The 25465-nt window shown below is 62.7% G+C and carries 20 protein-coding genes and 1 riboswitch; of the genes, 4 read left to right on the top strand and 16 right to left on the bottom strand.

Going from position 1 to position 25465, the window contains the following annotated elements; genetic code table 11:
* Nucleotides 1-2: 2 nt before the first annotated feature.
* The 11 genes from ACIPO9_RS13615 to ACIPO9_RS13565 all read right to left on the bottom strand — a co-directional run bounded on the left by ACIPO9_RS13615 (nucleotide 3) and on the right by ACIPO9_RS13565 (nucleotide 15180).
* A complete protein-coding gene (locus ACIPO9_RS13615) occupies nucleotides 3-887 on the bottom strand; it encodes an alpha/beta fold hydrolase (RefSeq protein ID WP_274135844.1) in 885 nt (294 codons plus the stop codon).
* A gap of 310 nt (nucleotides 888-1197) precedes the next feature.
* Nucleotides 1198-1890 (bottom strand): pseudouridine synthase, encoded by a 693-nt coding sequence (locus ACIPO9_RS13610; protein ID WP_400781457.1) that lies wholly within the window; start codon nucleotides 1888-1890, stop codon nucleotides 1198-1200.
* A 189-nt stretch (nucleotides 1891-2079) separates the two neighbouring features.
* Nucleotides 2080-2295: a cysteine-rich CWC family protein gene (locus tag ACIPO9_RS13605; protein ID WP_400781455.1), complete on the bottom strand. Its 216-nt coding sequence runs from the start codon at nucleotides 2293-2295 to the stop codon at nucleotides 2080-2082.
* Nucleotides 2292-3773 carry a sensor domain-containing diguanylate cyclase gene (locus tag ACIPO9_RS13600; protein ID WP_274135841.1) on the bottom strand — a complete coding sequence of 494 codons (1482 nt, stop codon included), beginning with the start codon at nucleotides 3771-3773 and terminating at the stop codon, nucleotides 2292-2294. The genes ACIPO9_RS13605 and ACIPO9_RS13600 overlap by 4 nt, the downstream gene beginning before the upstream one ends.
* A gap of 101 nt (nucleotides 3774-3874) precedes the next feature.
* A complete protein-coding gene (locus ACIPO9_RS13595; RefSeq protein ID WP_400781453.1) occupies nucleotides 3875-7087 on the bottom strand; it encodes a dermonecrotic toxin domain-containing protein in 3213 nt (1070 codons plus the stop codon).
* Nucleotides 7088-7248: 161 nt separating this feature from the next.
* A complete protein-coding gene (gene uca / locus ACIPO9_RS13590; RefSeq protein ID WP_400781450.1) occupies nucleotides 7249-10875 on the bottom strand; it encodes an urea carboxylase in 3627 nt (1208 codons plus the stop codon).
* Between the two features lie 121 nt (nucleotides 10876-10996).
* Nucleotides 10997-11620, bottom strand: a complete 624-nt coding sequence (locus tag ACIPO9_RS13585; RefSeq protein WP_400781449.1) for an urea amidolyase associated protein UAAP2 — start codon at nucleotides 11618-11620, stop codon at nucleotides 10997-10999.
* A 10-nt stretch (nucleotides 11621-11630) separates the two neighbouring features.
* Nucleotides 11631-12356, bottom strand: coding sequence for an urea amidolyase associated protein UAAP1 (locus ACIPO9_RS13580; RefSeq protein WP_400781447.1), 726 nt, complete (start codon nucleotides 12354-12356; stop codon nucleotides 11631-11633).
* Between the two features lie 12 nt (nucleotides 12357-12368).
* The gene (locus tag ACIPO9_RS13575; protein ID WP_400781445.1) at nucleotides 12369-13133 is read right to left on the bottom strand and encodes an ABC transporter ATP-binding protein; all 765 of its coding nucleotides are present in this window, start codon (nucleotides 13131-13133) and stop codon (nucleotides 12369-12371) included.
* Nucleotides 13130-13945, bottom strand: coding sequence for an ABC transporter permease (locus ACIPO9_RS13570; RefSeq protein WP_274135834.1), 816 nt, complete (start codon nucleotides 13943-13945; stop codon nucleotides 13130-13132). The genes ACIPO9_RS13575 and ACIPO9_RS13570 overlap by 4 nt, the downstream gene beginning before the upstream one ends.
* Nucleotides 13946-14112: 167 nt before the next feature.
* Nucleotides 14113-15180, bottom strand: coding sequence for a putative urea ABC transporter substrate-binding protein (locus ACIPO9_RS13565; RefSeq protein WP_400604624.1), 1068 nt, complete (start codon nucleotides 15178-15180; stop codon nucleotides 14113-14115).
* Nucleotides 15181-15242: 62 nt separating this feature from the next.
* Nucleotides 15243-15344: riboswitch (guanidine-I (ykkC/yxkD leader) on the bottom strand.
* A gap of 280 nt (nucleotides 15345-15624) precedes the next feature.
* On the opposite strand from ACIPO9_RS13565, the gene ACIPO9_RS13560 reads away from it, so the two are divergent.
* Entirely contained in the window at nucleotides 15625-16152 is a 528-nt protein-coding gene (locus tag ACIPO9_RS13560) for a hypothetical protein (RefSeq protein WP_400781442.1), read from the top strand.
* Between the two features lie 159 nt (nucleotides 16153-16311).
* Here ACIPO9_RS13560 and ACIPO9_RS13555 read toward each other — a convergent pair whose 3' ends face one another.
* Nucleotides 16312-17424 (bottom strand): enoyl-CoA hydratase/isomerase family protein, encoded by a 1113-nt coding sequence (locus ACIPO9_RS13555; protein ID WP_400781441.1) that lies wholly within the window; start codon nucleotides 17422-17424, stop codon nucleotides 16312-16314.
* A 170-nt stretch (nucleotides 17425-17594) separates the two neighbouring features.
* Between ACIPO9_RS13555 and ung the strand changes: the two genes are divergently transcribed.
* Entirely contained in the window at nucleotides 17595-18290 is a 696-nt protein-coding gene (gene ung, locus ACIPO9_RS13550; RefSeq protein WP_400781439.1) for a uracil-DNA glycosylase, read from the top strand.
* Nucleotides 18291-18383: 93 nt separating this feature from the next.
* Here ung and ACIPO9_RS13545 read toward each other — a convergent pair whose 3' ends face one another.
* The 4 genes from ACIPO9_RS13545 to ACIPO9_RS13530 form a co-directional block, all read right to left on the bottom strand.
* On the bottom strand, nucleotides 18384-19415 hold the full coding sequence (locus ACIPO9_RS13545; protein WP_400781437.1) for an AbrB family transcriptional regulator: 1032 nt from the start codon (nucleotides 19413-19415) through the stop codon (nucleotides 18384-18386).
* Nucleotides 19408-20922, bottom strand: coding sequence for a tripartite tricarboxylate transporter permease (locus tag ACIPO9_RS13540; protein ID WP_274135541.1), 1515 nt, complete (start codon nucleotides 20920-20922; stop codon nucleotides 19408-19410). Before ACIPO9_RS13540 ends, ACIPO9_RS13545 begins: the two co-directional genes overlap by 8 nt.
* Nucleotide 20923: 1 nt before the next feature.
* Nucleotides 20924-21382: a tripartite tricarboxylate transporter TctB family protein gene (locus ACIPO9_RS13535; RefSeq protein ID WP_400604615.1), complete on the bottom strand. Its 459-nt coding sequence runs from the start codon at nucleotides 21380-21382 to the stop codon at nucleotides 20924-20926.
* 77 nt (nucleotides 21383-21459) lie between these two features.
* Nucleotides 21460-22446, bottom strand: coding sequence for a Bug family tripartite tricarboxylate transporter substrate binding protein (locus ACIPO9_RS13530; protein ID WP_400605183.1), 987 nt, complete (start codon nucleotides 22444-22446; stop codon nucleotides 21460-21462).
* A gap of 437 nt (nucleotides 22447-22883) precedes the next feature.
* On the opposite strand from ACIPO9_RS13530, the gene ACIPO9_RS13525 reads away from it, so the two are divergent.
* Nucleotides 22884-23555 carry a response regulator gene (locus ACIPO9_RS13525; RefSeq protein ID WP_400781434.1) on the top strand — a complete coding sequence of 224 codons (672 nt, stop codon included), beginning with the start codon at nucleotides 22884-22886 and terminating at the stop codon, nucleotides 23553-23555.
* Nucleotides 23548-24960, top strand: coding sequence for a sensor histidine kinase (locus tag ACIPO9_RS13520; RefSeq protein ID WP_400781433.1), 1413 nt, complete (start codon nucleotides 23548-23550; stop codon nucleotides 24958-24960). The genes ACIPO9_RS13525 and ACIPO9_RS13520 overlap by 8 nt, the downstream gene beginning before the upstream one ends.
* Nucleotides 24961-25465: the final 505 nt, after the last annotated feature.

Raw genomic sequence — 25465 nt, 5'->3', positions numbered from 1 at the left:
GGTCAGATTGCAAATGCATGGTTCGCGTGTACCTGTCGGTAGCGGTTTCGGCTGGGCTCGGGCGCCGGGGTGAGGAAGCTCAACAGGGCGTTTCGCGAGTCCAGGCAGGCGCTTTTATGCTCCATGTCTAAAAAGTGGCCTGCATTCTTGATGGTGCTGAAGTGGCAGTCACGCACGTGGTTCTTGAACAACCGGGCGTCGACGGCCGAGGTGTATTCGTCCCATTCCCCGTTCATGAACAGCACCGGAACATTGATCCGTTTGGCGGCCTTCAACTGTTTGTGCGTGGTGGCTTCCATCACATGGTTGATGTGGTGGTGCATCTGCGCGTACTCGTGCAGGTCCAGGGAGCTGACGTGTTTGTAGTTGAAGCGCTTGAACAGCGACGGCAGGTGTTTGCCGATGGTGCTGTTAATCAGCGTACCGACTTCGTAGCGATCGAATGCACCCAGGTGTTGCTGGCCACGTTGCAGGTAGTCGCGCATCGGCTCGTTGATGACCGGCGAGAAAGAGCTGATCACGGCCTTCTCGATGCGCTTGGGCCGGTGGGCGAGGGCCACCAGGGTCGGCGCGCCGCCCCATGAGAACGACATGATGTGTTCTGCGTTGAAGTGGTCGATCAGCTCCAGCAGGATCTGTCCCTCGGTTTCCTTGGTCAGCGGCCGGTCAATGATGTTGTGGGGTTTTGATTTGCCCGCGTAAGGCTGGTCGTACAGCACCACGTTGAACTGCGGGTGCAGGTTGCGGACGGTCTGGGCGAAAGATGCAGTAGTGGCCAGTGAGCCGTTGACCAGGATGATGGTCTTTTCTGCGGCATCTGCGCGATAGAACTCCGTGTAAACCCGAAACTGGCCCTGTATATCAAGCACAGCGATTTCTGGCCTCATATCCATGTCTCCTGACGAAAAAACAGGTGTGCGCGCAACCACGTTGCACGAGTTTCGTGACAGGTAGGCAATAGCCTTGAAGGGGGCCCATGTCGGATCGGAACAGCTTGTCCGACAGGTATTGTTATTGGCGGGCGGTTTGCCGAACGTGTCGCTTCGAGGCGGTCGTGACGACAAAAGGTTTCTTAGAATAGGTTGGTGACTCATCAGTCACATGTGGACCGACGATTGGATTCAAGCAGGCGATCCCGGAACCCGCAAGTGCCGTTCGTGAATTGTCCTACACGACCTGCCGGGCGGTCGAAAGACGTCAGATCTGCTGAATCTCTTCAGCTGTCAGCGGCCGGTACTGCCCGGGCGCAAGCGCAGGGTCGAGCACCAGCGGGCCCATGCTTTCGCGGTGCAGACGCACGACCTTGTTGTCGAAGAAGCCGAACATGCGCTTCACCTGATGGTAGCGGCCTTCGACGATGCTCAGGCGGGCGCGGTGGCTGTCCAGCAGGGTCAGTAGCGCGGGCAGGGTGGTGAGGTCTTCGAAGGCGAAGTAAAAACCTTCGGCGAATTTTGTGACGTAGTGCTCACCGATTTCCTGCTCGGTTTCGACGTAGTAGATCTTCGGCAACTTGGTGGTCGGCTGGGTGAGGCGGCGGGACCACTGGCCGTCGTTGGTGATGAGCATCAGCCCCGAGGTGTTGAAGTCCAGGCGACCGGCGATATGCAAGTCGTGCTTGTCGGGCTCGTCGAGCAGGTCCAGCACGGTGGGGTGTCGCGGGTCGACGGTGGCGCTGACGCAGCCTGGCGGTTTGTGCAGCATGAAGTAGCGCGCGGGTTTGCCGGATTGCAGGAGTTCGTCGTCGAGCATGACCTGGCTGAATTCGCGAACTTCATGCAGCGGATCCCGGACGGTCTGGCCATCGACCCTGACCCGGTTGGCCAGCAGTGCAAGGCGCACCTCCTTGCGGCTGAAGCGGGGCAGGTTGCTGAGGAAACGGTCGAGGCGCATGGGGTTTGGGTCGGTGTGTGGGCCCTCAATGGTACGTGAAAACCTTGGAGCTGGATTGACCTTGAGGACGCCCCCGCCGGCAAGCCGTGCTGCTACGGGATCTGCAGGCAACACAAATGATCGTAGCAGTCCGGCTTGCCGTGCCGGCGACGGGGGCTTCGGAATCGCTGACGCCGGCAAGCCGGACTGCTACGGGGTTTGTGTGGATTCGAGGAGGCCCGCGCAGCGCGGACACAGGCACGCCTTGTTGCGCAGTTCTTCGGGCAGCGCGGCCAGGACGGCCGGGTCGATGGTTTCGCTGAAGCACCAGCAGGCCTGGTCGGCCGTGCGTGGGTCGGCCAGGGTGCATTTGTTGCTCTGGCCGCAGACGGGGCAGGTGTCCGGGCTGGTTGAAACGGTGGTCATGCGGGCTCTGCCATCTCGGTACAGACCCGATTGCGGCCGCTCTGTTTGGCGCTGTAGAGCGCCTGGTCGGCGCGGGCGATCAGGCTTTGCAGGGTGTCGCCTTCGTGCAGCTCGGTGAGGCCCAGGCTGACGGTGACTTGCAGGGCCGAACCCGTGAACACGTAGGTGTGTTGCTCGGCCAGCAGGCGAATTTTCTCGGCGACGCGTCGGGCACCGCTGGTGTTGGTGTCCTTGAGCAGGATGATGAACTCTTCGCCACCCCACCGGCAAATGATGTCGCTGTCACGCAGGCAGCGCCTGACGTCGTCGGCGAAACCGGTGAGCACTTCATCGCCAGCCAGATGACCGTGGGTATCGTTCAGACGCTTGAAGTGATCCAGGTCCAGCAGCATGGCCGACAGCGCCTTGTGGTCACGACGAGCTTCGGCAATGGCGCTCATCGCAACCTGGTCGAACCCGCGCCGGTTGGGCAGGCCGGTGAGGCTGTCGAGCATCGCCTGGCTCTCGATGCGCATCTGGAAGCGGCGGATGACGCGATTGAGCAGGTACAGCACCAGCAGCATCACCGCCAGGCAAATCGTCAGGTTCAGGTACAGCGACTGACGAATGTCGGTCAGTGCGCCGTCCTCGCGCTTGTCGACGAACAGGTACCAGTTCAGCTCGGGGATGTATCGCACGTTGAGAAAATGCGAGTCGTCCGGCGAGTCGTATTGGTAGCTGCCGCTTTGCGGCTTGGGCATTTGCTGGCGCAATTCCTTGAGGTCGGGAAGGTCGCGCAGCACCTGGCCGATCTTCGCGCCCTGCGGCCCGCCCTCGGCGCCAGTCAGCACCAGGCGCCCGAAAGCGTCGACGAAATACACGCTACGTTGGTAGCGCTGCTGGTAGCGGTCGATCAGCTTGATGACGGCATCGACGGTCAGCCCCACGCCAGTGGCGCCGATGAGCTGGTCGTTGTAGTCGAAGACCTTGTAGTTGATGAAGAAGGTCAGGTTGTCCTTGTTGGCAAGGTCCGGGTCGACGTTGATTTCGTACGGCTCGGCCATGTCGCGCACGCGGTAATACCAGACATCCCGGGGCTCGTCGGGGCTGATCTTTTTCAGCACGCCCTTGGCCTGGTAATAGGTCAGGCTTTTGTTGGAGACGAAAAACGAGGTGTAGGCGCCGTAGTGATCCATCACCTCCTTGAGGTAGCGGGTCATTTGTTGCGGATCTTTTTCGCCGGCCACGACCCAGTCGCGCACGAAGGTGTCGCGCGCCATCATCGACGAGATCAGCACCGGGCGCACCAGGTCCTTCTGGATTTCGGAATAGACCGTGTCCGAGGTCAGGGGCAGCTCGGTGTTGACGATGCTGTCGCGGATGGCGTCCCGCGAGGCAAAGTAGCTGAGCAATGACGTCGCCAGAAAGCCGCTCCCCAGAAGGATCACTAACGTCAACAACAGGGAGCGCTGTGAGTGGAGCGTGGAACGAAAGGGCATGACCAGTCCGCTTGAGTGAAAAAGAGTCCATTAATAGAGACATGCTAGCCTGAGGCCACCCTGTTGCGCCATGCCAGCCTCGCTTTTATGAACCGGATGTTTCAGGGCGTGATCCTGTGCGTTCCCCCGGGCGCATCGAATGCCGGCGCTCGTCCCAGCACTGCCTTGATCGCCGAGCATCGACAGTGCACCAGCAGGATCTTGTCGTAGTGAATTCCCAGGCGTTGCAGCTCGTTGAACAGGTCTTCCAGGCTTGGGCTGGTGACGCCGAAGCGATTGCGTATGGTCAATACGTCCATCGGCGTGGCCGGCACTGTCGGCCAGGATACGTGTTGGCTGTCGCTGACGAAATTGCTGATGTCCTGGTAGCTTTCGTAGGCGTCGCTCTGGAATTTCATCAGCTTGTAGTTCTTGATATGCCCCGGCAGGGTGGTGCCCGCCAGCAATCGTTTGCCCTCGGTCAAAGTGGCGAAGGGCGCCACGCCGGGCCCGGGGACGGCGCGAGTGTTGTCCAGCAGTGCGTAGGGCTTGATCAACTGGCTGACCACCTTGTGCAGCCCGGGATCGACCAGTTCATGGCCGTGGGGGGCATACAGCCGGAGTTCGGTGCCGTTGGGTACCTGTGTCGCTCGGCTCCAGGGCAAATGGTAGCCGTGGCTGCTGACCACAAGCGTGCGGGCCTGGGCGCGTTGGGAGGTCCACAGCAGGAACCGCTGTCCCAGCTTCCAGACCCGCACCGATTCGCTGGCGAATGCTCTGTTGGCGACCACTTCCCAGTTTTTCAGGGTAAGACCTGTGTTGAAGTAAGGGCTGAGCACCGTTTTGCGTGGATGGGTGAGGCGTTGCAGCCAGGTGCCGAAGTTGCGCAGCGGCAGGGAAGGGGTCACCGTGGGCGCAAGCCTTGCCTTCGCGCCCACCCGCATGAAGCTTCCCAGCAGGCGTGGGGTCGCGGGGCCCAGTTGCAGCAATCCCAGAGACAGGATTGCCACCAGCACCTGGCGACGCTCCGCATCACGGTCGCCGGGTAGACTGGCCGCCTGAATCTTCAGTGCCAGGCTGGCGGCGCTGGCGGTCAGCGAGGCAATGGCCACAGGTGGCAGCAGCAAGGCCATCGGCGCCAGCATCAATTGCAGGCGATCGACCCACCGCGACCAATAGTTCAGCGTGAGTTCACGCTGGGTGACGATGCTGTCTTGCGCATCATGGAGGCTGTCGCTGCGCAAATGCTCTAGGATGAAGCCGGTGGGCGATTGCGCCACCTCGTGCATGAAAAACACGTGATTGCTGGCCTTGTGGATGGCATCGTTGTACAGCCTGATGGATGTGGGCCGCAGTATCGAGGGCGGCAGCGGCGGCCGTTCCACTCCCCCCCAGATCTGCAGTATGTAGTCCAGCCGCTCATGGAAGCGCATCGGCATGTACTGTAGAAGCGTCCGACGCCAGTCTTCATTGGCCGCCGATTGGCGAAGATGGGCGACCAATTCTGCTCGGTCCCGAAGCTCCACGAATGTGGCTTGCTGACCTGACTGATACAGGATCCAGCCAGGCTCGCGCTCATGGTGCAGTAACAGCAGGCCCGGACAAGGCGGATTGACGCCACCGGTCAGGTGACCGCTGTCCAGTTGGAAACCCAGTGCGCTCCAGCGCGTCTGACGTGTGATGGGAGACGTGCGGTCCTCCTCCAGTGCGAATACCAGGCAATTGAACCCCTTGCGCGTCAGCTCGCCGTTTTTCAGACAAAACAGCGCCTGCGCTATCAGGGTGGACGAGAGTGCGCGCTCGATGGTCGTGGCTTTGCGTTCCCAGAAGCTGTTGAGCCGCGCGGTCATGACCTCCAGAAACCCGATGCTTCTGATGTAGGCCTCGATGCTGGCCGCCTTGACCGGAATTTCCTTTTCCTGCTTCCAGGTGCCTTGCCCGCTGAGGTCGGTGTAGACCACCCAGCGTCCCCCCAGGTCGTCGTAACCGCTCGGTTCAAGGGCCCGGAAATTCTGTACCAGCGCCTGGCCGAGGGCGACCGGGCGCTCGCTCGGCACTATCAGGATGTTGGTCGCCGGGGTTGTTGCGCTACCCCAGGGCTTTCTCGACGTCCCCGGCCGGTAGCGGATGAACACTCGCCTGGGGTCCAGATCGATCCCGTGGGCCTGTTTGAGCCACTTGCCCATGATCCGGTCAGCCACTACGTGTGGCGTAGGAATGCTCTCGCGCAGACCGGGTTCGCTGTGCCAGCAGCCCAGCGCAGCGAGGATTGCCAATGCCGGTTCTATGGGAGGCAGCAGGTAATCCTGTTGCGGCAGCTCACTGCCGTCGAACACCTCCAGAAACCCTTCAGTCTCGGGGTGTATCAGGGCAAACAGACGCTGTGCATTGCACAGGTAGGTAAAGACATCGCTGATCTCGCTGCCCAGTTCAAGGCCATTTGCAGTCGGTGCCAGGTTCAGATGCAGGCGGTGCCAGGGCGATGCGTTGAGCGCCTGCATCACCTTCTCGGGTTTCCAGGGGGCGGTATCGCTGATGTATTCGTGACAATAGGGTTGCTCGCCCAGCACGTGGATGTAGCAATGCCCGGTGGTCCGGGAGCGCTGGTGGAATACCCCCGGGATGGGGTCGTCGTTGAGCATCACGCCGTGCAGCGTCGAACGGTGGGTCAGTGCGGTTGTGCCCAGGCGCTGCAGGGTGTCCGGCAACTGCACGAGCCCCAGCACATCCAGCCCGAGCCGGTAGCCGTCGCTGCTGATTTGCCGACGTCGTTGTTGATGATCCAGGCCGTCCAGAAACGACAGCTTGGCAAGCATTTGCCAGGTCTGGCCGTGACGGGCCCAGAAGTGGCTCAGCTGCTGGTCGTATTCCCACGACCAGTTGCCTTGCAACAGCAGCTTGAAGAGTTTTTCCAGGGTAAAGCCCGGCAGGTCATCATGCACCGCGCGGTCGGGAACCGCGCCGCGTTGCAGGGCCAGCAGCGAACGGGTTTCCAGGGTCATGCGCCCCAGTTGCCGCAGGGACAGGCGCCATTCGAAGTGTTCATTGCCAGCGGCATCCACTGCAGGATCCTGATCGGTGGTGAAGTCGACATACAGCGCGTCCAGGTTCACAGGTTTGCCCAGATGGCTGGCCAGGGCCTGGCTCCAGCGTTCATCCAGCCAGGTCAGAATCGAGGGCGGGCAGTCCAGCGCCAGTTGCCAGGCCTTGAGCAGCCAGGGCGAGCCCGAGAGCAGCCTTGCCACCCGCCGGTTGCGCAGTCTTGCCAGATGTTTGTGATGCAGCGTTGCAGGTGGGGTGCGGGGTGGGGCGGGGTTGCTGTCGGTGTTGTCCATGGCGGGCATTCAGTGAGCTCAAAAGCTGCTCACTATGGCGATTTCTGGCGGCAGAAAGCGGTAACTATGTACCACCATCGTCTGTCGCCATGGTGCTTGTTATTGCGGTGCACAGATGCCGCAGGGGCAAGGCGCGATACCGGCCGCCTTGCCCGCAATTGTCAGCCTTGCGCTTGCAGCACCACCACTCGCTGCCCGGAGCGCACGGCCGAACCCGGCTGCACGCGAATCTCGCTGACCACCCCGGCAAACGGCGCCAGCACCGGGATTTCCATTTTCATCGACTCCAGAATCACCAGCGTGTCGCCTGCCTGCACTTGCTGCCCGACGCTGACCTGTACCTGCCAGAGGTTCCCGGCGATGTGGCTGTCCACGCTCATCTGCCCCGGCAGCAGCGCAGCCTCCTCGGTGAGTTCGGCCACTGCTTCGTCGCTTTCGAACGTGGCCTGGCCGTTGGCGATCCAGCGCTCGCGCTCGGCGTTGAAGGCGCCTTGTTGCTGCGTGCGAAACGCCTGGATGCCCTGGGCTTCCTGCGCCAGAAACGCCTGGTATTCAGCAAGGTTCAGCGTGCTGTGTTCGATCGAAAGCGGGTAGCGCCCCAGCGGGAAGTCACGGCGGATTTTCAGCAGTTCATCGGCGCTGACCGGGTAGAAACGGATCTGGTCGAAGAAGCGCAGCAGCCAGGGTTTGCCGTCGAAGGCTGCGACGTCCCGATAGCGGTTCCACATCTGCAGGGTGCGGCCCACGAACTGGTAACCGCCGGGGCCTTCCATGCCATAGACGCACATGTAGGCGCCCCCGATGCCCACCGAGTTCTCGGCGGTCCAGGTGCGCGCCGGGTTGTACTTGGTGGTCACCAGACGATGGCGCGGGTCCAGCGGCGTGGCCACCGGCGCACCCAGGTACACGTCGCCCAGGCCCATCACCAGGTAGCTGGCGTCGAAGACCGTGCGCTGTACTTCGTCCAGATTGGGCAGGTCGTTGATACGGCGGATGAACTCCAGGTTGCTTGGGCACCAGGGTGCATCCTTGCGCACCGTGGTCATGTATTTCTCGATGGCCAGCTGACAGGCCGGGTCGTCCCAGGACAACGGCAGGTGCACGATGCGCGAAGGCACTTCCAGGTTGTTGCTGGCGCACACGTGTTCCCATTCGGCAGCGACGATTTTCAGCAGGTCGGCCAGCGGCAGCTGTTCCGGCTGGTAATGCACTTGCAGCGAGCGAATGCCGGGGGTGAGGTCGATCACGCCATTGAGTTGTTTGCTCTCCAGCGCCTGCATCAGCGCGTGGCCGCGGAAGCGCAGGACCAGGTCCAGCTCCGGCGCGCCGATTTCCAGCAGCAGGTGGGTGTCGCCACTCAAGCGCGCTTTGATGCGGGTGTCGTTTTCGCCGATGTCCAGAACGACGGGGGACTGTAGGAGCGCGCTTGCCCGCGATGACGATTGTTCTGCCTCTACAAGTGTGTCGGATGTACGGGCCTCGTCGCGGGCAAGCGCGCTCCTACAGACGAGCGAGCGGGCGTGCTCTACGGTGACCGGGATGAACCTGACCTTGTCCCCCGCCTTGAGCTGCCCCAACTGCCACAAATCCGCTTCGATGATCGTCACCGGGCACACGAACCCGCCCAGGCTCGGCCCGTCCGGTCCGAGGATCACTGGCATGTCGCCGGTGAAGTCCACGGCGCCAATCGCATAGGGATTGTCGTGAATGTTCGAAGGGTGCAGGCCTGCTTCACCGCCATCGGCACGCACCCACTCAGGCTTGGGCCCGATCAGGCGCACGCCGGTGCGGCTGGAGTTGAAATGCACTTCCCAGTCGGTGGCGAAGAAGGTCTCGATATAGCCTTCGGTGAAGTACTCCGGCGCGCCGTGGGGGCCATAGATCACCCGGATATCCCGCACGTCTGGCAGCTCTGCAATCTGATGCGACGCAATCTGCCGTCCCGCTTCACGGTCGGTCAACGGCGCCAGGTGCAGCACGTCGCCTGCGCGCAGCGCCCGGCCGGCATGGCCGCCGAACTGGCCCAGGGTGAAGGTGCTTTTGCTGCCCAGATAATCCGGCACATCCAGCCCGCCGCGCAGGCACAGGTAGCTGCGCGCGCCTGATCCGGCGATGGTGCCCAAGGTCAGGGTCGAGCCTGCGCGGATCAGGATCGACTGGTTCATCGGCTGTGCCTGGCCATCGAGCGTCAACGGGATCACGGCGCCGGTCACGGCCACCACCGCATCGGTGTTGAAGCGCAGCATCGGCCCGCTCATGGTGATTTCCAGCGCGGCGCAGCCTTCGGCGTTACCCAGCAGGCGGTTGCCCAGGCGCAGCGAGCGACTGTCCATAGGACCCGAGGGCGGTACGCCGACGGCCCAGTAGCCGAGCCGTCCGGGGAAGTCCTGCACGCTGGTCTGGGTGCCGCCGCTCAATACTTCGAAGGTATCGGCGTGATAGACCAGGCCTTCCAGGCAGCGGGTCCACGGCTGGCCGCTGGCGAATGGCGCATCTTCGATGATCTGGCGCAGGTAGTCGCGGTTGGTTTCGACGCCATACAGGCGCGTGTCGGACAGCGCCCGGGTCAATCCTGCACTGGCCGATTCCCGGTCCGGCGCCCAACTGATGACCTTGGCGATCATCGGATCGAAAAACGGTGGGATCTCGCAGCCCGCTTCCACCCAGGTGTCGATGCGCAGGGCCTTGCCATCGGCGGCGGGGAAGTGCACTGAGGTCAAGAGGCCCGGGCTTGGCTGAAAATCGCGCCCCGGATCTTCGGCATACAGACGTGCCTGAATGGCATGCCCCGAGGGTTTCAGATTCGCAATCAGTTCCTGCAACGGCGGCAGGTCACCGGCGGCCAGTTGCACCATCCAGCTCACCAGGTCCACGCCCCAGACCTGCTCGGTCACACCGTGCTCGACCTGCAAGCGGGTGTTCACTTCAAGGAAATAGAAACGCTGATCGTCGCTGTCGAACACGAATTCCACGGTGCCTGCGCTGCGATAACTGACGGCCTTGGCCAGTTTGATCGCGGCGGCGCACAGCTCATCGGCCATGCCTTCGGGCAGGTTCGGGGCCGGAGTTTCTTCGAGGACTTTCTGGTTGCGCCGCTGCACCGAACAGTCACGCACGCCGAGGGCGATCACCTCGCCGAAGCCGTCGCCAAACACCTGCACTTCCAGGTGACGAGCGCGCTGAATGTACTTCTCGATGAACACGCCGGCGTCGCTGAAGTTGTTCTGTCCCAAGCGTTTGACCGCCTCGAACGACTCGCTCAGTTCGCTGGCACTGCGGCACACGCGCATGCCGATTCCGCCGCCGCCCGCCGTGCTTTTCAGCATCACCGGATAGCCGATGGCATCTGCCGCTCCCAGCGCATCTGCAAGGCTGTCGAGCAACTCGGTGCCTTCGAGCATCGGCACGCCGTGTTGCCTGGCCAGTGCGCGGGCGGTGTGTTTGAGGCCGAACACGCGCAGTTGTTCTGGTGTCGGGCCGACAAAGGCGATCCCCGCGTCTTCGCAGGCCTGGGCGAAGGCGGCGTTCTCGGAGAGAAATCCGTAGCCCGGATGAATCGCCTTGGCGCCGGTGGATTGGGCGATGGCGAGGATCTTGTCCACCGCAAGATAAGTCCCGGTCGCGCCGCCTTCACCGAGGCTGTGGGCCTCCTGCGCCTGGAGAATGTGCAGACTGGCGGCATCGGCTTCGGAGTAGACCGCCACACCCTCGACGTTCAGGGCGCGCAGGGTACGCAGGATGCGGCAGGCGATGGCGCCGCGGTTGGCGATCAGCAGTTTGTCGAACATGGTCTTTACCCCTGGGATCGCGCTCGTCGATCCCGAACCGGGTAGCGGGCCGTCCCGCTGTTGTACGCGTTGCGCGAAGGCCGTCCCTCGCGCCGAAAGCTTCGGTGAAAATCTGTGCCGCTCAATCCCAGACGAGCAGCTCGGCAGGCGTGGGGTTGTAGCCGTTGCACGGGTTGTTCAGTTGCGGGCAGTTGGAGATCAGCACGATCACGTCCATTTCCGCGCGCAGCTCGACGTATTTACCGGCAGCGGAAATACCGTCCTCGAAGGTCAGCCCACCTTCGGCGGTGACCGGCACGTTCATGAAGAAATTGATGTTCGGGCTGATGTCGCGCTTGCCCAGGCGGCCGTCGTGGGAGCAGGCGCGCAGGTAGTTGTCGCGGCAGCTGTGCATGTGGCGTTTTTCCAGGGCGTAGCGCACGGTGTTGCTCTCTTGTGCGCAGGCGCCGCCCAGGGTGTCGTGGCGTCCACAAGTGTCTTCGACGATGGTCAGCATCGGCTTGCCAAGGTTGGAATACAGCACGCTTCCTTTGCTCAGGTAGACGTTGTTCTGTTTGCGCAAGGTGCGTTGCACGTCGTAGCGCTCGCGGGGGTTGGCCAGACTGTAGAACAGCGTATCGACGGCCTGGTTGCCTTCCAGATCGAGCAGGCGCAGGGTCTGCCCGGCCTTGAGTTCGGTCAGGGAGGGCTCGCCAGCGGGGATGTGGGTGATGGAAACGGGGGCTTTCTTGGCTGCGGTGGTCATCAGAAGGTCCTCAGGCGAACAGGCGATCAGTGTTGATGAAGCCGCGCACGTTCTCTTCGCGCGAGGTGCGGCAGTGTTCGGCGACGCTGGCGTCGGCCTTCATCCAGCTCAGCTTGACCGGCTGTGGGGTGTACTCGGGGTTGGGGTCCATCGGGTGTTGCAGCGCGGTGAGCACCACCAGCGTGTCCATCGGCGCGTACAGCTCGATGTAGTCACCGGCTTTCGAGTTGCCGGGCACGAAGGCCAGCGCGCCGTGAGCGTCGACGTCGACCCGGCTGAACAGGTTCAGGGTCATCAGCAGGTCCGACAGGCCCAGGCCCCACTTGCCCATTTCCACCAGCAGGTTGTCGGCGCCGTTGCGAAAGAAGTCGTTGCGCAGTTCCTGGTAGCGGCCCCGGCCGTATTTCTCAGCAACTTCTTCAGCGCACAGCACGCCACCGAGGCTGTCGCTCCAGCCGCAGGTGTCGGCGGTGATGGCCGCCAGCACGCGACCCATGTCCGAGTACAGGCAGTGGCCGGCGGTGAGCTTGGCGGTGTGCTGGCACTTGAGGCTGTCGGGCAGGTTCAGGCGCTCGGTTTTTTCATGGGCGTTGAAAAGCGTGAGGCTCACGTTGGCACCGCCGTTGAGGTCGGTCAGGCGCAGCAACTCGCCGCGCTTGAGCACGAACGACAGGTGGCCGCCACCGGGCAGCAGCTCTTCGGCGAATAGCGGGAATACAGCGGTTGAGTCAGTCATGGTTGAAATCCTTCAGGCCGATTGCAGCGATTCGATGGCCGCGCGGGCGGCGCGACGGTCGCTGTTCAGGGGAATGTCGTAGGTGATGCGGGCCCCATAGGCGCCGGGGGCGTGTGGATCGATGCGGACCTTGTCGAAGACCATCAGCCGCGTGCCCAGGTTGAAGCCCTCGGAGAGGTCGTGGGTGACCATGAATACCGTGAGTTTCGTCTCGCGCCACAGCTCCAGCAGCAGGGCGTGCATGTCCTTGCGAATGCCGGGGTCCAGAGCGCCGAAAGGCTCGTCGAGCAGCAGTACGCGAGGCTTCATGATCAGCGCCTGGGCGATGGCCAGGCGTTGCTGCATGCCGCCGGACAATTGCGTCGGGTATTTGTCCAGCGCATGGCCCAGACCAACCTTGTTCAGCAGCGCGGCGGCCTGCTCGCGGGCGTCGCGCTTGGCGCTGCCGAACAGCCGGCCCAGCAGTCTGGCCCTGGGCAATTCCAGGCCCAGCGCGACGTTGTCCAGCACCGACAGGTGAGGGAACACCGAGTAGCGCTGAAACACCACGCCACGGCTGGCATCCGGTTCATTGGCCAGCGGCTGGCCGTCCAGCAGGATCGTGCCTTTGCTCGGCACTTCCTGGCCCAGCAGCAGGCGCAGGAAGGTCGATTTGCCACAGCCGGAGGCACCGACCATGGTGCAGAACTCGCCCTCGGCGATGCTCAGGTTCAGGCCTTCGAGCACCACCTGTTCGCCGTATTGTTGCCACACGTTTTTTACCGAAATGAAGCTCATGGCCGCGCGCCCTCGTACCAGGGAAAGGCCTTGCGGGTCAGGGCTTTCAGGCCCCAGTCCATCAGCCAGGCGAGGAAGGTGATCCAGACTACGTACGGCAGGATCATGTCCATGGCCAGATAACGACGCACCAGGAAGATCCGGTAGCCCAAACCGTCGGTGGAGGCGATGGCCTCGGCCGCGATCAGAAACAGCCACGCCGAGCCCAGCACCAGCCGCAGCGAGATCAGCAAACGCGGCAACAGTTGCGGCAGCACCACCCGCAGAATCAGCGTCCAGGTCGAGGCGCCCAGCGTCTGCGCCTTGATCAGCAATTCCACCGGAATCTCCCGGGCGCGCTGCTCCAGATCGCGGGCCAGCACCGGGGTGATGCCGATCACGATCAGCATCACCTTCGACAGCTCGCCCAGGCCAAAGACAATGAACAGGATCGGCAGGATCGCCAGCGGCGGCACCATCGACAGCACCGTCAGCAACGGCGACAAGGGCGCGCCGAACAGCGGCAGCACCCCCGAGGCGATACCCAGGCACAGGCCCACGACCGCGCTGATCGCAAGGCCAATGGCCAGGCGTTGCAGGCTGGAGGCGCTGTCCTGCCAGAGCAGGTATTCACCGGTGCGCTGATCTGGCACGAAGGCCACGCGCTTGATCGCATCGGTCATCTGCACGGCGCTGGGCAGCAGCTTGTCGTTGGGGTTTTCCGTCAACCGCGTCGCTGAGCCCGTAAAGTAGGCGAACAGCAACAGGGCGAACGGCAGGATCACCAGAACCAGGCGGCTGGCGCCATCGGGGCGGCGGTTTATCAAGCGCATGTCAAATAACCTGTTTGAAGCGGATTTTAACGTGATCGCTGCGGCCTCTTCGCGAGCAAGCTCGCTCCCACAGGCTCTGCGTATAGGCTCGCCATCCCACGTCCTCTGTGGGAGCGAGCTTGCTCGCGAATGGCTGTCACGGATTGCAGAGCAGGTCGCCCAAGCCTTTACAATTTGCCGTCAGCGGCCAACTGCACGTAGCTGGGGTCGAAGTGCAGCTTGAGGTTGCCCTTGTCGCCTTCGGTCACGCTGTTGGCGAAGCTCATGCCCACGGCGCTGGCATCCTTGGCGCCTTCGCCGAGCAGGCCGTGCTCGAAGGAGAAGTCCGCGACCTTGCGCATGGTGACTGGCAGCTGTTTGCTGGTGGCAAACTCCAGTGCCTCTTTGGGCGTGGCGAACAGCTTGGTGGTGTCCAGTTGCGACTGGAAACCTGCCAGGTCCGTGCCCGAGGCCTTGGCCATGTGTTCCAGTGCGGTTTTGGCTTCGGCGTTTTTCGCGTTCATCAGGGCGACGACTTCGAACCAGGCGCCGGTCAGTGCCTTGCCCAGTGCAGGGTTGTCTTTGAGGGTCTGGGTGTTGACCACCATCATGTCCATGATCTCGCCCGGGATCTTGCTGGAGTCGAACACCTGGGTGACGCCCGGCTTGGCCTTGATCTCGGAGAGCATCGGGTTCCAGGTGGTCACGGCCTTGACCTGATCGGTGTTGAAGGCGGCGGCGATGTCGGCGTCGGAGGTGTTGACCACTTTCAGGTCTTTCTCGGTCAGGTCTACCGAGTCCAGCGCGCGGGCCAGCAGGTAGTGCGAGACCGACAGCTCAACCAGGTTGACGTCCATGCCCTTGAGGTCGGCGACCTTTTTGCCATCGCCCTTGATGACGATGCCGTCATTGCCGTTGGAGAAGTCGCTGACCACCAGCGCCGTGCTTTCCACCCCGCCCGCAGCCGGAATGGTCAGGGCGTCCATGTTGGTCATGGTGCATCCGTCGAACTGGCCGGCGGTGTACTGGTTGATCGATTCGACGTAGTCGTTGAGTTGGGTGACCTTGATGTTGATGTTGTACTTCCTGGCCCACTTGTCGACGATGCCCTGGGTCCCTGCGTACTCCCATGGCATCCAGCCGGCGTAGATGGTCCAGCAGACGTCGAAGTCCTTTTTCGGGGCGGCGGTGGCCGAGAGGCTCAGGGCAGCGATGAGGCCTGCGGTCATCAGGCCGAACAGACGGGATTTTTGCATCGTGAAAAACCTCCAGTAACGAAAAGGGGCGGGCAGGAGTCCGGCGACACCAATGGTGTCCTGTCTCCCGGGCTTTTATCCCGCCGTGTAACCTCTACTGGAGGTCGTCGACTCTCGGACCAGCCACTCGCTTGAAGCGAGCCGGAACCCTAGTCGGCTATTTGCAAATTGTGGTGCCGCGAACCTTGAGTGACTCCTGCACAAGGTTCGCTTAAGCGAGAGACGTGCCAATTATCGGCAAACCATGCGGGCTGTGGCGCGGGCGGGAAATGGCGGAATAACAAGGTGCATCGGGGTGCACTGTTGCGGGGCGCCGTCTGGCGGAAGGGTTTTACAGTGGGGCACTCGGGAGGGATCTTGCGGTCTTAATTTACGTTCTCGGCAGTTATGAGAACGCCGACCAGCGCCGCTGGTTTGAGCTCTATCGCGGTCCAGGAGGCCGCCATGTATCGACGAAGCTTGCACCTCAAAAGCCTGATGGCAGCTTTAATGACCTTGTCCCTGGCCGGTTGCTACGGAGGCTACTACGAATCGGAGACCTACACGCAGCCCGTCTACAGCAGCGGCTACGTGTATGACAGCTATCGTCCCTACGGGCCGACCGGGTATTACGGCGGCTCCTCGGTCTATTACTCGTCGCCGCGTTATTACTCGGCCCCACGGTATTACTCGCCACCTCGTTATTACGCGCCTCCTCCGCGCTACTACGGGCCAGGCTACGGTCGCCCGGGCTACGGCGGCGGCCACTGGAATGGCGGTGGCGGTGGTGGTAACTGGAACGGCGGCTCCGGCTACCGTCCTCCACCCACAGGCCCAAGGCCGGGCATGGGCGGTGGCGGCTGGAATGGTAACCACGGCGGTGGCGGAGGCGGCGGTGGATTTGCCCCGTCCAGGCCATCGGGCGGCAACATGAGGGAGGACGGCAACTTCGGTCGCGGCGGTCACGGCGGACCGGGTGGCGGCAACCGCTGAATTCAAACCCACATCAAAACGGCGCTCTCAACAGCGCCGTTTTTATGAGCGACGCAATCTTTGTAGGAGCGCGCTTGCCCGCGACGGCGGTGTGTCATTCACCGATGCATCGTCTGATACGACCCCATCGCGGGCAAGCGCGCTCCTACAAATATCGATTCAGTAACCTGACAAATCCGCCAGCGGATGCCGGCCCTCCCACGCCTTCTCGAAATGCGCATCCACCACCGCCAGCGGGATCTTGGCAATGTCCTGCCAGTGCCAATGGGGCGTGTGGTCCTTGTCGATCAATCGCGCCCGCACACCTTCGGCAAACTCAGGATGCCGGCAGCAATTGAGGCTCATGGTGTATTCCATCTGGAACACTTCGGCCAGGGACAGATGCCGGGCGCGCTGGATCTGCTCCCAGACCAGGTGCGCGGTCATCGGGCAGCCTTCGCTCAAGGTTTTTGCCGCCTTGGCCAGCAGCGCATCGCTGGAATGCAGTTGACGCTTGAGCGCAGTCCACGCGCAGGCAATATCGGCGACATCCAGCAACTCATCGATCTGCTGGCGACGAGGCAGCCACTGCGGCTCCGGGCGTTGATCCAGTGCTTCCTGCTCCAGCGCCTTGAACAGACTGTTGAGCTGCACGGCGGTCTGTTCCTGCCAGTTGAGTTGCAGCAGCCGGTCGATCATTTCCTCCTGCTGGCCGTCGAGCAGGAAGCGGTCCGCCAAATCCAGGTCCAGCGCATCGCGCCCGTTGATGTGCGAGCCGGTCAGGCCCAGGAACAGCCCCAACTTGCCAGGCAGGCGCGACAGAAACCAGCTGGCGCCAACGTCGGGGTACAGGCCGATGTTGATCTCGGGCATCGCCAGGCGGCTGCTCGGGGTGACGACGCGAATGCCGGCGCCTTGCAGCAGGCCCATGCCGCCGCCGAGCACATAACCGTGGCCCCAGCAGATCAGCGGCTTGGGATAGGTGTGCAGGGCGTAGTCCAGGCGATATTCCGCCGCGAAGAACTGCGCTGCCAACGGTGGGACTTTTCCGGGCTTGCCGCGAGCAGCCTCAACCAGCGCACGTACGTCGCCGCCGGCGCAGAACGCTTTTTCACCATTGCCGCGCAGCAACACGCAAACAACCTGGGGGTCGCTCGCCCAGGCATCGAGCCGATCCTGCAACGCCAGGATCATGGGCAGCGACAATGCATTGAGTGATTTTTCCGCGTCCAGCGTGGCGATGCCCAGACGGGCGCCGTCGGTTCCGGTGAGCTCTTCGAATTGCAGATTCATCGTGACCTCGTGTTCGTGGAACAGGCTTTCATCAAGGACTGGGAGTGCTGCCTGCGCCGGGAAGTTGCACCGAACTGATGCAGTGGAGTGTAGGAAACCCGTGGCGCGTTGCGCTGGAAATAAATGGTGGTTGCCCCTAAAGTCCGCCCATTGTTTTTCCGGATATGACCATGACCGACGACGACCGCATCAAACTCGAGCCCAGCTGGAAGCAGGCCCTGCGCGAAGAATTCGAAAAGCCCTACATGGGCGAACTGCGCGAGTTCCTGCGCCAGGAGCACGCGGCAGGAAAGGAAATCTATCCGCCCGGCCCGCTGATCTTCAACGCCTTGAATTCGACCCCGCTGGACAACGTCAAGGTGGTCATTCTCGGTCAGGACCCGTACCACGGTCCAAACCAGGCCCATGGCCTGTGCTTCTCGGTGCAGCCGGGTGTGCCGGCGCCGCCGTCGCTGGTCAACATCTATAAAGAGCTCAAGCGTGACCTGAACATCGACATCCCCAACCACGGCTACCTGCAGTCCTGGGCCGACCAGGGCGTGCTGATGCTCAACACCACCCTGACCGTCGAGCGGGCCAATGCGGCGTCTCACGCAGGCAAGGGCTGGCAGCATTTCACCGACAAGATCATCGAAACCGTCAGCGCCCATCAGCCGCATCTGGTGTTCCTGCTGTGGGGCGCCCACGCCCAGAGCAAGAAGAAGCTGATCGATGCGTCCAAACACCTGATCCTGACCTCCGTACACCCCTCGCCGCTGTCGGCCTACAAGGGTTTCCTCGGCTGCGGGCATTTCGGCATGGCCAACAAGTATCTGCAGCAGAATGGTCTGACGCCGATCGAGTGGCGGTTGCCCGCTAACGTCTGATCGCCCCTTGCCCGTAGCAGCACGGCTTGCCGGCGGGGGCGTTGTCAAGGACGCCCCCGCCGGCAAGCCGTGCTGCTACGGGTGGGTATTTCGTCAGGTCGGCTGTTTGTTCCAATACCTGAACAACGGCTCAGCCAGAAACAACACAAACAACAGCCGCATTACCTGCATCGCCGTCACCAGCGGCACTGACAACTGCAATACCTCCGCCGTCAGGCTCATCTCGGCGATTCCACCGGGCATCATGCCCAGGGTCAGCGAGCGCAGATCCAGGTGCGTTGCGGCGCTGAGGATCCAGGCGCACAGCGCGGCGATGCTCATGGTCAGCGCCGTGCCGATCAGCGTACGGCCCATGAACGACGGCGCGCGGCGAAAGAACGCGCGGTTGAAGTGGCAACCCAGGCCGCTGCCGATCAGCCACTGGCCGATCTGGCTGCCGCCGTTGGGCAGGCCGGTGTGCAGGTCGAAACCGATGCTGACCACCGCACTCACCAGCAACGGCCCGAACAGCCACGGGTTGGGCTGTTTCAAGCGCTGCCAGCCCCAGGCAACCAGGGCACCGAGGGGAAACAACACCGCCAGCCAGGTCCAGTCCACCACAACCGCGTGGGAGGGCGGGGCGCCGTTGCCCATCAGGTATTTGAAGATCGCCGGAACGCATAGCACCACCGCCAGCACCCGCAGGCTTTGACCGGCCGCGACGTTGCTGAGGATCGCGCCATTGCGCGCGCCGAGGTTGACCATCTCCCCAGAGCCACCGGGCATGCTGGAAAAGAACGCCGTGGCGCGGTCTTCGCCGGTGCGCAGCATGAGCCACACGCCGACCACGCTGGAGACGCTGGTCACCAGTGCGCCGATGAAAATCAGGCCAAAGTGCGAGAGGACCTGTTCGATAACGACAGGGGTGAAGTGCAGGCCAATGCCGATGCCGACCACCCATTGGCCGCATTTGCGGCCGCCGGGGATTTCAGCCAGCTGCCACGGGGTTAGGCAGCGGACCAGGATGATCGCCAGCAACGAGCCGACCATCCAGGGCAAGGGCCAGCCGACCTGGCTGGCGAGGTATCCCCCCAGCAGGCCGACCAGCGGTGTACCCCACCACGTCTTGAAGGGCCGGTCAGACATCGGCCAGTGCGCGACGCTGGACGCTGCGCTTGCGCCAGATGCGAATCAGCGGCAGGACCAGCATGAACGCAGTCACGACCCACACGCCCAGGGTGATCGGGCTGGACCAGAGGATGTCCATCGAGCCGTTGGAGATCGACAGTGCGCGACGCAGGTTCTGTTCCATCAAGCCGCCGAGAATGAACCCCAGCAGAATCGGCGACAGCGGGAAGTCCAGCTTGCGCAGGATGTAACCGAAGATGCCGATGCCGACCATCAGGAACAGGTCGAAGGTGGTGGCGTGAACCGCGTAGACGCCGATCCCGGTGATGATCGCGATCACCGGCACCAGTGCCCAGTTCGGCACGGCGAGGATGCGGGTGAAGATGCGGATCATCGGGATGTTGAGGATCACCAGCATGATGTTGGCGATGAACAACGACGCGATCAGGCCCCAGACGATGTCCGGTTGCTGTTGGAACAGCAGCGGGCCGGGGGTGATGTTGTACAGCGACAGCGCGCCGATCATCACTGCCGTGGTGCCCGAACCTGGAACGCCCAGGGTCAGCATCGGCACCAGCGCGCCGCAGGCGGTTGCGCCGATGGCGGTTTCAGGAGCTGCCAGGCCGCGCATGTCGCCTTGTCCGAATTTTCCGCTCGCGCCTGCGATACGTTTCTCGGTCATGTAGGTCACGGCGCTGGCCAGCGTTGCACCGGCACCCGGCAGCACGCCCATGATGAAGCCCATCAGGCCGCAGCGGATGTTGACGATGAACACCGAGCTGGCTTCCTTGAAGTTGAACATCATGCGCCCGGTGGCTTTCACCGCTTCCTGGCCGCGATGAGTCTTCTCCAGCAACAGCAGGATTTCACTGACCGAGAACAGGCCCAGCACCAGCACCACGAACTGAATGCCGTCGGCCAAGTGGATGTTGTCGCCGGTGAAGCGGTACACGCCGCTGTTGGCGTCGATGCCGATGCTCGACAGGAACAGGCCGATCAGCGCCGCGACGAAGGTCTTGAGCGGTCGGTCACCGGCCATGCCGCCGAGGCAGACAATGGCGAAGACCATCAGCACGAAATACTCCGCCGGTCCGAAGGCAATCGCCCATTTGGCCAGCAGCGGGGCGAACATCACCATGCCGCAGGTGGCGATGAAGGCGCCAATGAACGAACTCCACGCCGACAGCGACAACGCAACGCCAGCCAGACCCTGACGGGCCATCGGGTAGCCGTCCAGTGCGGTCATTACAGTGGATGCTTCACCTGGAATGTTGAGCAGGATCGAGCTGATGCGCCCGCCGTACTCGCAGCCCAGGTACACCGCCGCCAGCAGGATCAGCGCCGATTCAGGCGGCAGGCCAAGGGCGAAGGCAATCGGAATCAGCAGCGCCACGCCGTTGATCGGGCCCAGACCCGGCAACAGGCCGACGATGGTGCCGATCAGGGTGCCCGAAAGGGCGGTGACCAGGTTGTACGGGGTCAATGCGACGCCGAAGCCCTGGCCGAGGTAACCGAGCGTATCCATATCAGTTCTCCAGAACGTCGAGCAGGCCCAGGGGCAGAGGCACATCCATCACTTTGTCGAAGAGCACGTACAAAAGGATGCTCATCAAGGTGGTGATGACGATGCTCGGCAGCCAGCGACCGCCGTACAGGCGGGCCATCGGAATGCCGATCAGGATGCTGCTGAGCACGAAGCCCAGAGGCTCGAAGCAACCCGCGAAGATCAGCAGCAAGGCGGTGCAGGCAGTGATCTTGATCAGGGTTTCACGATCCAGCGGCGGCTCGTCTTCGGAGTGCTTGATCGGTGCCGGACGAAACACCATGTACAACAGCGAAATGCCCATAAGCCCCAGCATCAGCAGCGGAAACGCGCGGGGGCCAACAGGTTCGTAGGAAAACGGGGCCTGATAAGGCCAGGCCATCAGTGCCAGGCCGATACAGGCCAGCAGCAGCACGAAGGCGAACAGTCGTTGCAAGACCATAGGAAGCTCCTGGGCAGCGCCTGTTTCAGAGGCGCTGCACCTAGTCGATCAATCGAGAACCGGTTAAGAGGGTTCAATCACTGAATCAGGCCGAATTCCTTGGCCAGCATCTTGTAGTCCGCGACCTGCTTCTTCACGTAGGTGTCCAGCTCAGGGCCGGTCATGGCGAAGGGGAACAGCTCGCGCTGGTCACGCAGCTTGGCGAAATCTTCGGAGGCCAGCAGTTTGTCGAACGAGGCTTTCCACCAGTTGTATTCCTCGTCGGTCACTTTTGGCCCCAGGTAGAAGCCACGCACCACCGGCCAGACGATGTCGTAGCCTTGCTCTTTGGCGGTCGGGATGTTCTTCATTTCCGGCTCGTCCAGGCGCTCCTCGGAGAACACCGCCAGCAGGCGCATGTCGCCGCTGAGGATGTGCGGCATTGAGTCGGAGATGTCGGTGGAACCTACCTGGATGTGGCCGCCGAGCAGGGCCGTGGCGATTTCACCACCGCCTTCCAGGGCCACGTATCGCAGGTCGCGCGGGTTGATACCGGCGGCCTTGGCGATCAGCGCGGTCTGCATCCAGTCCTGGCTGCCGACGGTGCCGCCGGAACCGATCACCACTTTGCTCGGGTCGGCTTTGAGCGCCTTGACCAGATCGTCGAGGCTCTTGTATGGCGAATCTGCTTTCACAGCGATGGCGCCGTAGCTGGTGCCGACGGCTGCCAGCCAGCGCACCGCGTTTTCATCGAAGCGACCGAACTTGCCTTGCGCCAGGTTCAGCAGCGAGCCGCTGGACCACGCCACCAGGGTGCCTGCATCGGCCGGACGCTGAGCGACCACTGCGTTGTACGCCACCGCGCCCACGCCGCCTGGCATGTAGGTGACGCGCATCGGCTTGCTCAGCAGCTTCTCGTTGACCAGCGCGCTCTGCGCCAGCTTGCAGGTCAGGTCGAAGCCGCCGCCGGGGGAGGCCGGGGCGATGCATTCAGGACGGTTGGGTTCTGCGGCCCACAATTGAGTGGCCACCAGCATGCAACTGGCAGCGACGCTGATACGGCGCAACGATAGGTTCATGGTCAGTCTCCGACGGAGTTGTTGTTTTTAAAGGGCGTACGGTCAGGCAGATACGGACGGGAATGCAGACGTGACGACACATCGCGCGCGCAAGCGGCGAAGCGAACTCGAAACAGGACGGGATTCAGACGGCACAAGGGCCTGTGATTGCAGTGATGGCATCACCGATGACTCCGATATTGTTTTTATTGTTGAAAACGCATCGAGGCGTTTTTCGTCACGACCCTGGGGCGTTACGCAGGCCGTGAATGGCGCAATCGTAACGAGTCGTGACCGGATCCTAATCAGTGAAGCTTTCATCAACCTTTCAACTACCTTTCATGAACCTTTCGTCAGCCGCACAGCCGTCGGTTCTGTCTATTCTTTAAATGTTTCAGCCCTTCACAGACGGCGGCGCGTCTGTAAACTCCGCTCCCACCAAACGCCTCAATCGGGAGAAACCGATGCGTGTCCTGCTCGTCGAAGATCATCTGCAACTGGCCGAAAGTGTCGCGCTGGCGCTCAAGGGCAGCGGCCTGACCGTGGACGTGCTGCATGATGGCGTCGCCGCCGACCTGGCTTTGAGCAGCGAAGAATACGCGGTCGCGATTCTTGATGTCGGCCTGCCGCGCATGGACGGTTTCGAGGTGCTGGCGCGTTTGCGTTCCCGGGGCAAGAACACCCCGGTGCTGATGCTCACTGCCCGCAGCGACGTCAAGGACCGGGTCCACGGCCTCAACCTGGGCGCCGACGATTATCTGGCCAAGCCGTTCGAGCTGTCCGAGCTTGAAGCGCGGGTCAAGGCGCTGCTGCGGCGCAGCGTGCTGGGTGGCGAGCGCCAGCAGCGCTGCGGGGCGCTGGTCTATGACCTGGACACCCGCCGCTTCACCTTGGGCGATGACACGCTGACCCTGACATCCCGCGAGCAGTCGGTGCTTGAAGCGCTGATCGCCCGCCCTGGCCGGGTAATGAGCAAGGAGCAACTGGCCTCGCAGGTGTTCGGTCTGGATGAGGAAGCGAGCGCCGACGCCATCGAGATCTATGTCCACCGCCTGCGCAAGAAGCTCGACGGGCACCCGATTGCCATCGTCACCTTCCGTGGCCTGGGTTACCTGCTGGAAAGCCGGGATGCTTAATCCGTTTCGCGCAGCGGAAAACAGCCTGCGCTGGCGCCTGCTGTGGAACCTGGGCTTGTTGTTGGTGGTGTTGATGATCGCCAGTGGCATGAGCGCCTACTGGAATGGCCGGGAAGCGGCCGACACTGCTTACGACCGTACGCTGCTGGCCTCGGCGCGCACGATTGCCGCCGGCCTTTCCGAGCGCGACGGCACCCTGAGCGCCGACGTGCCCTATGTGGCGCTCGACACCTTCGCTTACGACAGCGCAGGGCGGATCTACTACCAGGTCAACGACATCGACCAGAAGCTGATTTCCGGTTACGAAAATCTTCCCGCGCCGCCATCCGGCACCCCGCGCACTGACGATTACCCCGCCTTGGCCAAGTTCTACAGTGGCCGCTATCTGGGGCAGGACGTGCGGGTGGTCAGCCTGCTCAAGCCGGTGAGCGAGCCGAACATGAACGGCATGGCAGAGATTCGCGTGGCCGAGACCGAAGAGCAGCGGGTCAGCATGGCTCGGGCGTTGATGGCCGATACGCTGCTGCGGCTCGGCATGCTGGGTGGTGGTGCTTTGTTGCTGGTCTGGTTCACGGTCAGTGCTGCGCTGCGCCCGCTGGATCGCCTCAGTGCGGCAGTGGAGGAGCGTGAGCCCGACGACTTGCGCTCGCTGCCGTTGGTGGAAGTGCAGCATGAACTGCGTCCGCTGGTGAGTTCGCTCAACCACTTCACCGAGCGCCTGCGCATGCAGTTCGAGCGGCAGGCGCAGTTCATTGCCGACGCGTCCCATGAACTGCGCACTCCGCTGGCGGCCCTCAAGGCGCGGGTAGAACTGGGACTGCGCGATCAGGAGCCGGCCGCGTGGCGCAGCACTCTTGAAAGTGCCGCAACGGGTACTGACAAATTGACCCATCTGGCCAACCAGTTGCTGTCTCTTGCGCGCATCGAAAACGGCGCGAGGGCGATTGCCGAAGGCGGCGCCGAATTGCTCGATCTCAGCCAGTTGGCGCGGGAGTTGGGCATGGCCATGGCGCCGTTGGCCCATGCCCGCGGTGTTTCGCTGGCGCTTGAGGCCGACCAGCCGGTGTGGATGCGCGGTGAGCCCACCTTGCTCAATGAATTGCTGAGCAACCTGGTGGACAACGCCCTGGCCCACACGCCCAAGGGCGGCAACGTGGTGTTGCGGGTGCATGCGCCTTGCGTGCTGGAAGTCGAAGACGACGGCCCGGGCATCCCGATGCATGAGCGCGACCGGGTGTTCGAACGGTTCTATCGTCGTCAGCAGCAGGGCAATGGGGCAGGATTGGGATTGGCCATCGTCGGAGAAATCTGTCGCGCACATCTGGCGAAGATCACCTTGCATGACGGCTCAGAGCGGGGCCTGAAAGTCCGCGTGACCTTCCCGGCCCCCGAAACCGCCTCGTAGCAGCACGGCTTGCCGGCGGGACATCTTGAAGATCGCTGACGCCGGCAAGCCGGACTGCTACGGGTCAAGGTGTGTCAGGACTTGTCGGAACGAACACCGCGTCCCGACGTAGCAGTCCGGCTTGCCGGCGTCGGCGGCCTCGGCATCGCCCCGCCGGCAAGCCGTGCTGCTACGGGGAGTGGTGCATCGACAACCGTGGGACCTGGCTTGCCCGCGAAGGCGTCCGGCCAGTGCTTCGATGGTGCCTGATCCGCCGCCTTCGCGGGCGAGCCCGCTCCCACAGATCGGGGCCAGACAAAGGTCGCAAAATCCCCACAAACCCCGTAGCAGTCCGGCTTGCCGGCGTCGGCGGCCTCGGCATCGCCCCGCCGGCAAGCCGTGCTGCTACGGGGAGCGGTGCATCGACAACCGTGGGAGATTCTATGGTTGAGGGCAAAGTTTTTTAGCCCTCTTTCCTGCCTGGTATGCGTCCTTGTTCTGCATCAGGGAAAATGCGACGCGGGCG

The sequence above is a fragment of the Pseudomonas sp. NPDC090203 genome, assembly GCF_044746765.1.
GTDB classification, from domain to species: Bacteria; Pseudomonadota; Gammaproteobacteria; order Pseudomonadales; family Pseudomonadaceae; genus Aquipseudomonas; species Aquipseudomonas putida_AD.
This window is presented reverse-complemented; position numbering and strand designations above follow the sequence as displayed.